The sequence below is a fragment of the Streptomyces sp. Qhu_M48 genome (assembly GCF_051305195.1).
GTDB lineage: Bacteria > Actinomycetota > Actinomycetes > Streptomycetales > Streptomycetaceae > Streptomyces.
The window spans coordinates 326,614-337,955 of the sequence record NZ_CP195432.1 but is presented as its reverse complement, the minus strand read 5'-3'; the positions used below and the strand labels follow the sequence as shown (position 1 = coordinate 337,955).

Annotated in this window: 9 protein-coding genes and 1 rRNA gene; 2 read left to right on the top strand and 8 right to left on the bottom strand. The window is 71.7% G+C overall.

Going from position 1 to position 11,342, the window contains the following annotated elements; all coding sequences use genetic code 11:
- Nucleotides 1-10: 10 nt before the first annotated feature.
- Together ACRRSS_RS01825 and ACRRSS_RS01820 are read right to left on the bottom strand one after the other, a co-directional pair.
- Nucleotides 11-1,536 (bottom strand): 16S ribosomal RNA (locus ACRRSS_RS01825).
- A gap of 642 nt (nt 1,537-2,178) precedes the next feature.
- A complete protein-coding gene (locus ACRRSS_RS01820) occupies nt 2,179-3,231 on the bottom strand; it encodes a GlxA family transcriptional regulator (protein ID WP_435969466.1) in 1,053 nt (350 codons plus the stop codon).
- Between the two features lie 45 nt (nt 3,232-3,276).
- Here ACRRSS_RS01820 and ACRRSS_RS01815 point away from each other — a divergent pair, with 45 nt between their 5' ends.
- Complete coding sequence (locus ACRRSS_RS01815; protein ID WP_435969465.1) at nt 3,277-3,873, top strand: cysteine hydrolase family protein; 597 nt, start codon at nt 3,277-3,279, stop codon at nt 3,871-3,873.
- A 30-nt stretch (nt 3,874-3,903) separates the two neighbouring features.
- Here ACRRSS_RS01815 and proC read toward each other — a convergent pair whose 3' ends face one another.
- The 6 genes from proC to ACRRSS_RS01785 all read right to left on the bottom strand — a co-directional run bounded on the left by proC (nt 3,904) and on the right by ACRRSS_RS01785 (nt 8,985).
- The gene (gene proC, locus ACRRSS_RS01810) at nt 3,904-4,713 is read right to left on the bottom strand and encodes a pyrroline-5-carboxylate reductase (protein WP_209495394.1); all 810 of its coding nucleotides are present in this window, start codon (nt 4,711-4,713) and stop codon (nt 3,904-3,906) included.
- Nucleotides 4,714-4,831: 118 nt separating this feature from the next.
- A complete protein-coding gene (locus tag ACRRSS_RS01805) occupies nt 4,832-5,569 on the bottom strand; it encodes an ABC transporter permease (RefSeq protein WP_435969464.1) in 738 nt (245 codons plus the stop codon).
- Nucleotides 5,566-6,444 carry an ABC transporter ATP-binding protein gene (locus tag ACRRSS_RS01800; RefSeq protein ID WP_435975224.1) on the bottom strand — a complete coding sequence of 293 codons (879 nt, stop codon included), beginning with the start codon at nt 6,442-6,444 and terminating at the stop codon, nt 5,566-5,568. The genes ACRRSS_RS01805 and ACRRSS_RS01800 overlap by 4 nt, the downstream gene beginning before the upstream one ends.
- Nucleotides 6,445-6,731: 287 nt before the next feature.
- The gene (locus ACRRSS_RS01795; protein WP_435969463.1) at nt 6,732-7,850 is read right to left on the bottom strand and encodes an NAD(P)/FAD-dependent oxidoreductase; all 1,119 of its coding nucleotides are present in this window, start codon (nt 7,848-7,850) and stop codon (nt 6,732-6,734) included.
- Between the two features lie 143 nt (nt 7,851-7,993).
- A complete protein-coding gene (locus tag ACRRSS_RS01790) occupies nt 7,994-8,533 on the bottom strand; it encodes a hypothetical protein (RefSeq protein WP_435969462.1) in 540 nt (179 codons plus the stop codon).
- Between the two features lie 35 nt (nt 8,534-8,568).
- The gene (locus tag ACRRSS_RS01785; RefSeq protein WP_435969461.1) at nt 8,569-8,985 is read right to left on the bottom strand and encodes an SH3 domain-containing protein; all 417 of its coding nucleotides are present in this window, start codon (nt 8,983-8,985) and stop codon (nt 8,569-8,571) included.
- A gap of 158 nt (nt 8,986-9,143) precedes the next feature.
- Between ACRRSS_RS01785 and ACRRSS_RS01780 the strand changes: the two genes are divergently transcribed.
- A complete protein-coding gene (locus tag ACRRSS_RS01780; RefSeq protein WP_435969460.1) occupies nt 9,144-11,339 on the top strand; it encodes a protein kinase domain-containing protein in 2,196 nt (731 codons plus the stop codon).
- The last annotated feature ends 3 nt before the right edge of the window (nt 11,340-11,342 follow it).

The following is an 11,342-nucleotide window of genomic DNA, read 5'->3' as shown; positions in this document are numbered from 1 at the left end:
TGCTCCTTAGAAAGGAGGTGATCCAGCCGCACCTTCCGGTACGGCTACCTTGTTACGACTTCGTCCCAATCGCCAGTCCCACCTTCGACAGCTCCCTCCCACAAGGGGTTGGGCCACCGGCTTCGGGTGTTACCGACTTTCGTGACGTGACGGGCGGTGTGTACAAGGCCCGGGAACGTATTCACCGCAGCAATGCTGATCTGCGATTACTAGCAACTCCGACTTCATGGGGTCGAGTTGCAGACCCCAATCCGAACTGAGACCGGCTTTTTGAGATTCGCTCCGCCTCACGGCATCGCAGCTCTTTGTACCGGCCATTGTAGCACGTGTGCAGCCCAAGACATAAGGGGCATGATGACTTGACGTCGTCCCCACCTTCCTCCGAGTTGACCCCGGCGGTCTCTTGTGAGTCCCCATCACCCCGAAGGGCATGCTGGCAACACAGGACAAGGGTTGCGCTCGTTGCGGGACTTAACCCAACATCTCACGACACGAGCTGACGACAGCCATGCACCACCTGTATACCGACCACAAGGGGGGCACTATCTCTAATGCTTTCCGGTATATGTCAAGCCTTGGTAAGGTTCTTCGCGTTGCGTCGAATTAAGCCACATGCTCCGCTGCTTGTGCGGGCCCCCGTCAATTCCTTTGAGTTTTAGCCTTGCGGCCGTACTCCCCAGGCGGGGAACTTAATGCGTTAGCTGCGGCACCGACGACGTGGAATGTCGCCAACACCTAGTTCCCAACGTTTACGGCGTGGACTACCAGGGTATCTAATCCTGTTCGCTCCCCACGCTTTCGCTCCTCAGCGTCAGTAATGGCCCAGAGATCCGCCTTCGCCACCGGTGTTCCTCCTGATATCTGCGCATTTCACCGCTACACCAGGAATTCCGATCTCCCCTACCACACTCTAGCCTGCCCGTATCGGATGCAGACCCGGGGTTAAGCCCCGGGCTTTCACACCCGACGTGACAAGCCGCCTACGAGCTCTTTACGCCCAATAATTCCGGACAACGCTTGCGCCCTACGTATTACCGCGGCTGCTGGCACGTAGTTAGCCGGCGCTTCTTCTGCAGGTACCGTCACTTTCGCTTCTTCCCTGCTGAAAGAGGTTTACAACCCGAAGGCCGTCATCCCTCACGCGGCGTCGCTGCATCAGGCTTTCGCCCATTGTGCAATATTCCCCACTGCTGCCTCCCGTAGGAGTCTGGGCCGTGTCTCAGTCCCAGTGTGGCCGGTCGCCCTCTCAGGCCGGCTACCCGTCGTCGCCTTGGTAGGCCATTACCCCACCAACAAGCTGATAGGCCGCGGGCTCATCCTTCACCGCCGGAGCTTTTAACCAGCTCCCATGCGGAAGCCGGTGTTATCCGGTATTAGACCCCGTTTCCAGGGCTTGTCCCAGAGTGAAGGGCAGATTGCCCACGTGTTACTCACCCGTTCGCCACTAATCCACCCCGAAGGGCTTCATCGTTCGACTTGCATGTGTTAAGCACGCCGCCAGCGTTCGTCCTGAGCCAGGATCAAACTCTCCGTGAATGTTTACCCGTAATCGGGTGACACTCGCGTTGAGCGGGACAGTCAGACCGGAATAAGGCCGACTGTCCACAGCGTCCTCGCTGTGTATGTTGCCTACCCGCCACAAGGGCCGGCAGGACTTTCAAAGGAACCTCGCCATCCGAAGATGGACGGGGTATCAACTAATCTGGCGTTGATTTTTGGCACGCTGTTGAGTTCTCAAGGAACGGACGCTTCCTTTGTACTCACCCTCTCGGGCTTTCCTCCGGGCTTCCCTTCGGTCTTGCGTTTCCGACTCTATCAGATCCTTTCGGCGCCTGATTCCCAGTCAGCGGGGTTTGTCTTTCCGGCTGTTGGGCCGTTCCGACGAGTGAGACTTTAGCGGATTCCCTGCCTCCGACGCTAATCGGGCGGCTGCGCTCAGGTTTCGAACGCGGATTCCTCATTTCGCAAAAACGCACGGACAGCAGAACGGCGCAGCAAAGCGCCGACGGCTTCTGTAGGTCTTGCGGAATGGCTGTCCGGGGCCGACCGGGGTCGGTGCTCACGTCGGACAACTCGGAGAACCTTACGGATCGGCCAATCCCGTGTCAACCCCGGTCCTCGGGCGTGCGCTCCGGGCGCGACGTGTGCGCTCACCACCCAGTGGTGGGCCGAGGTCGTTCAGCATCGGGCGGAGGCGGTGTTCAGCGAGCCTGCCGGGTGACGGAACGCGTTGCGGTAGTCGCGCGGGCTGGTGGCGAGGTGCGAGGCGAAGTGCTGGCGCATCGTGACCTCGCTGCCGAAGCCCGCGCGGCGGGCGACCTCGGGGAGGGGGTGGTCGGTGCGTTCGAGGAGTTTCTGGGCTGCGGCGACGCGCTGGGTGATGAGCCAGTGCAGGGGGGTGGTTCCGGTGGTGGCCTGGAAGTGGCGGGCGAAGGTGCGGGGGGACATGCCGGCGCGGGCGGCCAGGGTCGCGACGGTGTGGGGTTCGTCGAGGTGGGCGAGGGCGTGGGCGCGGACGTCGGCCAGGGCGTCGGCGTCGCGGTCGGCGCGGGGGGTGGGGTGCTCGATGAACTGGGCCTGGGTGCCCGTGCGGAAGGGGGCGGTGACCATCGCGCGGGCGATGGCGGCGGCGGCCTCGGCCCCGTGGGCGGTGCGGACGAGGTGGAGGCAGAGGTCGATACCGGCGGCGGTGCCGGCGGAGGTCCAGACGCCGGTGTCCTCGACGAAGAGGGCGTCGGGTTCGACCTGCACGGCTGGGTGGCGGGTGGCCAGGGTCCCGGCCAGGTGCCAGTGGGTGACGGCGCGGCGGCCGTCGAGGAGTCCGGCGCGGGCGAGGACGAAGGCGCCGGCGCACAGCGAGGCGACCGGGGTGCCCGCGGTGTGGGCACGGCGGAGCGCGTCGAGGACGGGAGCCGGGAGGTCGGCGTCGGGGTCTTCGATGCCCGGGACGAGGACCAGGTCGGTGGTGGTGAGGTCGTCGAGCCAGCTGAGCGGGCGGTCGGGGGTGAGGGTGAGACCGCCGCGCAGGGGGATGGGGGCGTCCGGGTCGGCGGCGGCCCGGCGGAGTTCGAAGGGCGGGACGCCGCGGAGGGTGCGGTCGCTGCCCCAGACCTCGGTGATGACGGAGATGTCGAAGGCGCGGATGCCGGGGAAGGAGAGGAGGGCGATGCGTTGGGGGCGGGGTGCGGGGGTCGGCGTCACGTGTGGCAGTAAAGCATCGATCGCTGTCATTCCTCCCGCTGGGAAGGGAGCCTCCGCGGCGGGAGCATCGTGGGTATGGAGATATCGGAGAACGCAGCGCTGGTTGTCGTCGACGTGCAGAAGGGCTTCGAGGAGGAGTTCTGGGGGAAGCGGAACAACCCGGCCGCGGAGGAGAACATCGCGGCTCTGATCGACCTGTGGCAGGAGACGGGGCGGCCGGTCGTCTTCGTGCGGCACGACTCGCCGGAGGGCTCGCTCTCCCCGCTGCGGACGGGGTACGTGGGGAACGCGTTCAAGGACTTCGTCGAGGAGCGGCGCGGGAAGGGCGCCGGGCCGGAGCTGCTGGTGACGAAGAGCGTGAACTCGGCCTTCTACGGGGAGCCGTCGCTGGACGGGTGGCTGTCCGGGCAGGAGATCGCGCAGATCGTGATCGTCGGGATCCAGACGAACATGTGCAACGAGACGACGGCCCGGATGGGCGGGAACCTCGGCTACGACGTGGTGTTCCCGCTGGACGCCATGCACACCTTCGACCTGGAGGGGCCGTTCGGCTGGGCGGCGGGCGCCGACGAGCTGTCGCGGGCGACGGCCGTCTCCCTGCACGGGGGCGGGTTCGCGAAGGTGGTGTCGACGGAGGACGTCGTGCGGGGGGCGTCCGCCGGGAGCCGGTGATGTCCGGTCCCGGCGGCGGACGGCGGTGGGTCAGCTGTTGCCGGAGGCGAGTTCGCGGCTGCGGTCGCGGGCGGCTTCCAGAGCGGCGATGAGGGCGGCCCGGACGCCGTGGTTCTCCAGCTCGCGGATGGCGCTGATGGTGGTGCCGGCCGGGGAGGTGACGGCCTCGCGGAGCTTGACCGGGTGTTCGCCGCTGTCGCGGAGCATCACGGCGGCGCCGATGGCGGCCTGCACGATGAGGTCGTGGGCCTGGGCGCGGGGCAGGCCGAGGAGGATGCCGGCGTCGGTCATGGCCTCGACGAGGAAGTAGAAGTACGCGGGGCCGGAGCCGGAGAGGGCGGTGGCGGCGTCCTGCTGGGACTCGGGGACACGGAGGGTCTTGCCTACGCCGCCGAAGATCTCCTCGGTGTGGGCGAGGTGGGCGGGGGTGGCGTGGCTGCCCGCCGAGATGACGGACATGCCCTCGTCGACGAGGACGGGGGTGTTGGGCATGACGCGGACGACGGGCGTCCCGGTGGTGAGACGTTCCTCGATGAAGGAGGTGGGGATACCGGCGGCGGCGCTGATGACCAGGCGGTCGGCGGCGACGTGCGGGGCGAGCTCGTCGAGGAGACGACCCATGTCCTGGGGCTTGACGGCCAGGATGAGGGTGTCGGCGCGCTTGGCGGCCTCGGCGTTGGTGACGGTCTCGACGCCGTAGCGGGCGCGGAGCTCCTCGGCGCGTTCGGAGCGGCGGGCGGTGACCAGGAGGTTCGCGGGGCGCCAGCCCGCGCGGATCATGCCGCTGAGGAGCGCTTCACCGATCTTGCCGGTGCCGAGGACTGCGACGGTCTGGGTCATGGGTCTTCCACCTCGCCGGAAGGGGCCTGCGCCTGTCCAAGCGGATGGATGGTTCATCCATCCGCTTGGACATCCTCGCACCGGCGGGCCGGCCGGCGTGCGGACGTCCGAGGGGCGGTCACGCGGTGCGGCGGCGGAGGGTGGCGGCGCCGAGGCCGAGGACGAGGAGGGCGCAGCCGGCGACGACGAGGGCGTCGCGGACGAAGTCACCGGTGACCTCGGGGTGGCGGAGGACCTGGTTCATGCCGTCGACGGCGTACGACATGGGCAGGACGTCGGAGATCGCTTCGAGGGCGGGGGCCATCCGGTCGCGCGGGGTGAAGAGGCCGCAGAGCAGGAGCTGGGGGAAGATCACGGCCGGCATGAACTGGACGGCCTGGAACTCGGAGGCGGCGAAGGCGGAGACGAAGAGGCCGAGGGCGGTGCCGAGGAGGGCGTCGAGGAGGGCGACCAGGAGGAGGAGCCAGGGGGAGCCGACGACGTCGAGGCCGAGGGCCCGGACGGCGAGGCCGGTGGCGAGGACGGACTGCACGACGGCGAGGAGTCCGAAGGCCAGGGCGTAGCCGGCGATGAGGTCGGCCTTGCCGAGGGGCATGGCGAGGAGGCGTTCCAGGGTGCCGGAGGTGCGTTCACGGAGGGTGGCGATGGAGGTCACCAGGAACATCGTGATGAGCGGGAAGATGCCGAGGAGCGAGGCCCCGATGGTGTCGAAGGTGCCCGGGCTGCCGTCGAAGACGTAGCGGAGCAGGAAGAGCATCACGCACGGTACGAGGAGCATCAGGGCGATCGAGCGCGGGTCGTGGCGCAGTTGGCGCAGGACGCGGGCGGCGGTGGCGAGGGTGCGGGCGCTGCTCATGGCCGGGGCTCCTCGTGGGTGGTTCGGGGGTGCGCCGCACGGGCGGCTGCCGCGTCGACCAGACGGAGGAAGGCCTCTTCGACGGTGGCGGTGTCGTTGCGTCGGCGGAGGGCCTCGGGGGTGTCGTCGGCGAGGATCTCGCCCTCGCGCATGAGGAGGAGCCGGTGGCAGCGTTCGGCCTCGTCCATCACGTGTGAGGAGACGAGGAGCGTCGTGCCGCGTTCGGCGGCGATCCGGTGGAAGAGGTCCCACAGGTCCCGGCGGAGGACGGGGTCGAGGCCGACGGTGGGTTCGTCGAGGACGAGCAGTGCGGGGGTGCCGAGGAGCGCGACGGCGAGGGAGACGCGGCTGCGCTGGCCGCCGGAGAGCCGGCCGGCCAGGGAGTCGGCGTGCGAGGCGAGGTCGACGTCCTCGACGGCCCGGTCGACGACGGTGCGGCGCTCCTGGCGGCGGGCCCGGCCGGGGAGCAGGACGGCCGCGAAGTAGTCGAGGTTCTGGCGGACGGTGAGGTCGTCGTAGACGGAGGGGGCCTGGGTGACGTAGCCGACGCGGGAGCGGAGGCCGGCGTCGCCGGCGGGGCGGCCGAGGACCTGGAGGGTGCCGTCGACCTTGGCCTGGGTGCCGACGATCGCGCGCATGAGGGTGGACTTGCCGCAGCCGGAGGGGCCGAGGAGGCCGGTGATGCGGCCGGCCGGGACCGTGAAGTCGAGGCCGCGCAGGACGGTGCGGTCGCCGCGGACGACGGTGAGGCCGTGCGCGGCGATGGCCGTGGCGGGTGGGGTGGAAGCGGTCGGGGCTGAAGCGGTCGGGGCCGTGCCGGGTGGGGTGGATGCGGTCGCGGGGGGCGCGGCCGGGGCGGATTCGTTCGCGGCCATCACGGGCGGGGCGGGGGTGTTCGCGGCCGTGGCGGGTGGGGTGGAGGTGGTCGCCGGGGGTGCGGCCGGGGCGGGCGGGTTCGGGGGCGCGTCGTTCGCGGGCGTCGCGGGCGCGGCTGGCTCGGTCGTGGTGTGTGCCGTCGTGGCCGCCCCCGTCGTGGCCGCCTCGCCGGGCCCGGGGGCTTCGGGCGGGGCGGCTGTCGCGGTGGCGGGTGCGGCCTTGTCGGCGGCCCCGCCCGCCGGGTAATTCATCATGCGGTGAATAGTGCTCCCGGCGGTATCCGCCGTCAAGCGCTCCTCGGCTGGACGCGGCGGGCCGAGCGCCCGATGAACCACGTCGCGCCGCTCACCACCAGCTCCTTGAACGTGGCCGCCGGGCGGCCCGTGAGGAGGCGGTCACGGGGCGAGTCGTCCGGGCGGACGAACTGGATGACACCGTCGCGGCGGCCGAGGCTGACGCACTGGAAGCGGTACCCGAAGCTCAGGGGCTCGGGCTCCTCGCCGCGCAGCTCCCGGGCGATCGACTCGGCCGTGTGGATGCCCGTGGGCAGCGCGGTGGCGCAGGACATCCGCAGCTCGCCGCCCGCGGCCGGGTGGGCCGCGGCGCCCGCGTCGCCGGGGACGTAGATCTCCGGGTGGGAGACCGAACGCAGGGTGGCGTCGACCGCCACCCGGCCCGAAGGGGCGAGGGTGAGGCCGGCGGCTCCGGCGAGCTCGGCGTTCGGGACGAAGGACGCCGCCCAGACGACCACGTCCCCGTCGACCTCGTCCGCGGTCGCCACCCTGCGGCCCTCCTCGACGCGGACGCCCCGGGCCTGGAGGGCCCGTCGGACATGGGCCGCGCCACGCGGGGAGAGCCCGGCACCCACCTGGCCCCCGGAGAGGAGGCGTACCGAGGTGCCGAGCGGACGGTAGGTCTCGGCCAGCTCGGTCGCCATCTCGATGCCGGTGAGACCACCGCCGACGACGGTGACCGAACCGGGGCGGTCCCGCAGGTGCTTGTGGAGGCCCTCCGCGGACTCCGCGGTGTAGGCGCGGGGGTCACCGGTCGTGGCGGGCAGGGCGGTGCGGCTGCCGAGGGCGTAGACGAGCCGGTCGTACGGAAGGCTGCGCCCGTCGTCCGTCGTGACCAGACGGGCCTCCGGGTCGAGGGCCGTGGCGCGGGCCGGGACGTGCTCGATGCCGGTGCGGTGGAGGAACCGGGCGAGGGGGCGGGTCACGTCGGGCCGGCCGGCCGCCCGCTCGTGGAGCCGTACCCGCTCGGTGAAGTGGTCGGCGGGGTCCACCAGGGTCACCTGGGCGTGCGGGCCGAGGCGGAGGGCGGTCATCAGGCCCGCGTAGCCCGCGCCGAGGACGAGGACGCGGTGGGTCGGGTGGCCGGGGCGCTGCTGCGGTGTCGTCTTCATGCCAGGAGGACGAACGCGGCCCCTCGGAATGTGACATCGGTCCGCGGACCGATCGGCGGGGGCCTCGGCGCCCCCGGCGCTCACGTCCGCCTCCCGGCGGTTCGCGACGGCGTTCCGGCGCTCGCGGCCGTGCCGTCGCCCGCCTACTTGCGCTTGGGCTTCCTGCGGGTGGCGGGGTTGCCGGTGCGGGCGCCGCGGCGCTTCTCGTACTGGGTGCGGGCCGTCTCGTACTCCTCGCGGCGCAGCTTCTCGCCGGGTGCCTCGACGAAGCAGCGGACGCAGTAGGCGAGGAGCGTGCCGATGAAGCCGATCGCCTTGAGGCTGCGCAGGGACTCCTCGCGGGCCGGGTCCGCAGGCCGGCGGAGGTAGCTCTCCCAGGTCTTGCGGAAGGCGATGGCGCTGCAGACCGCGAACATGACGACGACCAGCATGTTGACGATGCCGCCGACGTCCGCGATCTCCAGGCCCTGGTAGGCGAAGCGCAGCACGAAGCAGGCCGCGACGGCGGCGGCGAGCGAGCCGACGGCCAGGCCGATGCGGCGCAGCGTGTAGTTGCCGCTGTGCTCGACCCAGGTCGTGCCGAAGAAACGGATCTCCTCGGGCTGAGGCCCGGCGGGGGTACCGGCGGGGGTGCCGCCGGTACGGCCACCGGTGGTGCTGGGGGTCTGCTCTTCGTCGCTCACGGGGTCGATTATCCCCGGGGCGGCGGAGAAGCGGCTCAGGTGCAGCGCGGTGCGACGTAGCCGTCGCTGCCCGTGCGCACGTACGCGTCGGAGATGTACTCGCCCGGCGCTATGTTGTCCCAGATCCTCGTGGTGCCGTAGGGGCCGCTGATCCACTCGCCGTTCTTCTGGCAGGAGATCGCCACCGTGGCGCCCAGGGGCAGCGCCCGGACGAGCGGGTATTGGGTGCTCGGGCCCGAGCGCACGTTGACCCGGTAGCCCGGCGCGACCGCGTAGCGGGTGCCGGCGTCGGCCGTCACCACCGCGCCCGCCGTCACCACCGCCTCAGCCGTCACCACCGCGTCAGCCGTGGCCACGGGATCGGCCGTCGCCACCGCGCCCGCCGTCGCCACGGCGTCCCCCGGCGCCTTGTTCTCGCCCGGTCTCCGGTCCGTCTTCTCGTCCGTACCCATCGTGTCCTCCCCCTTGGCGCAGAAGCGCTCCGCCGAGTTTCACTCTCCGCGACGCGCAGGCTAGCAAGCTCCACCGACATCGAGGGGGCCATGGACTAGGCTCCGTCGAGTTCGCGCACGTGCGCGCGAGGTGACGGGGAATCACACGGGGGTGGGCGATGCCGCCGTTGCGCGGGACCGGTGCCGACCGGGAAGCCGAGGGGCCCGAGTACGCGGGCGACTACCGTCTCCAGGCATGTCTGGGCTCCGGCGGCATGGGTGTCGTACACCTCGCGGCCTCCGCTTCCGGGCTGCGGCTCGCGGTCAAGGTCGTGCACGCCCGGTACGCGGAGGACCCCGAGTTCAGGGCGCGATTCCGCCAGGAGGTCGCGGCGGCCCGCCGGGTCAGCGGCGCCTTCACCGCGCCGGTCGTCGACGCCGACCCCGATGCCGTACGCCCCTGGATGGCCACCCTCTACGTCCCCGGGCCCACCCTCGCCGACCAGGTGAGGCGGAACGGCCCCCTGTCCCCCGCCGAACTGCGCCGCCTCACCGCCGGGCTCGCCGAGGCGCTGCGCGACATCCACCGCGCCGGTGTCGTCCACCGCGACCTCAAGCCCAGCAACGTGATGCTCACCGACACCGGCCCGAAGGTCATCGACTTCGGCATCTCCCGGCCCCTCGACAGCGACCTGCGCACCGAGACCGGCAAGCTCATCGGCTCGCCGCCGTTCATGGCTCCCGAGCAGTTCCAGCGGCCGCGCGAGGTCGGACCCGCGGCGGACGTCTTCGCCCTCGGCTCGGTGCTCGTGCACGCGGCGACGGGGCACGGCCCGTTCGACTCCGACAGCCCGTACATCGTGGCGTACCAGGTCGTCCACGACGAGCCCGATCTGACGGGCGTCCCGGCGGAGCTGGCGCCGCTCGTCGCCCGCTGCCTCGCCAAGGAGGCCGCCGAGCGGCCGACCCCGGCCCAGATCATGGCGGCGCTGCTGCCGCCCTCGTACGCGGCGGAGGCGTTCATACCGGCGCAGCGGCGGCGGCCCGCACTGCCCCACAGTGAGGGCGCGGAGGGCGGCGAGCTGGGCCCCGCGCCCGCGTGGGACGCGGACACGCCGGTACGGGCCACCGCCCCGGCGCCACCCGGACGACGCCCGCGCCCCGGCCGGGCGCGCCTGCGGCCACGACTGACGATCGCCGTCGCCGCCGCTCTGGCGCTGACCGGTGCCGGTCTGTACGCCGCCCTGAGCACCCCGGCGGGCCGCGGGCCGGAGACCCCGGCCCGCCCGGACGAGGTGGCCACCGCCTTCGCCGGCTGGCGGACCGCGCTCCAGGAGCACGGCCCCACGGCCGCGCCCGCCTGCACGCACGGCGGGGGCGCGCTGTACTGCACGGCCCGGGGCGTCGACCTCGCCCGGCTCGACCCCGTGACGGGAGCCGTCCTCTGGTCGCGGACCTCGCCCGTCACGGCGGAGTCCCCGTCCGCGCCCGTCCTCCTCGCGGACGGTGCGGGCGGGCTGGTCGGCGCCGCCGCTCCGACGGGACCGCTGCGGGCGTACCCGGACGGGGGCGGCGCACCGGCCTGGAGCGCCGGCGCGGACCTCCCCGAGACCTACCGGCCGGCCGGCACCGCCGTCGTCCTCGCCGACGGGACGGGCGGGTTCCGGGCCGTCGACAGCCGCACCGGCAAGGAGCTCTGGCGGCACGGCCTGCCCGGCTTCACGGCGCCGCGCCCGGGGCCGTACGACGCTCCGTCCGGTCTGCTCCCGGTCTCCGAGATCTCGCCCGACGGGAAGCGGACCCGGGTCGCGGCGATCCACCCCCGCACCGGCGAGCAGGCCTGGGGGCACGACCTCGACGGCAACCTCGACCCGCTGGGCCGCACCGGTGACGGGACGCTCCTCCTCGCCTCCCTCTACCAGGGCACGCTGACCGACGGGCTGGTGCTGCTCGGCCCCGACGGCACACCCGAGCGGCGGCTGTCGCTGCCCCACCGGATCGACCTGCGGGGCGTCGCCGTGCGCGGCGCGGTCGTCCATCTGCTCGACGCGGACGGACACCTCACCGCCTTCGACACCGCAGCGGAGAAGGGGCGGGTGCTGTGGGAGCTGGAGACGGCCGCCCAGAACGTCTCGACGCCCGTCCTCGGCCCGGGCGGGCGCCTCTACTTCTCCGTGCAGGACGGGCGGCTGCTCGCCGTCGACACCGCGCGCGGCGCGCTGATCGGCCAGACCCGGCCGAAGCTGCCGAACGGCCGCCTCGGGGGGTACGTCACGCGGGTGCCGGGTCCGCTGGTCGCCGGGGACCGGGTGTTCGGGACGGCTCCGGACGGCTCCGTCTTCGCGGTGGACGCGCGCGATCCCGCGTCCTGGTGAGCC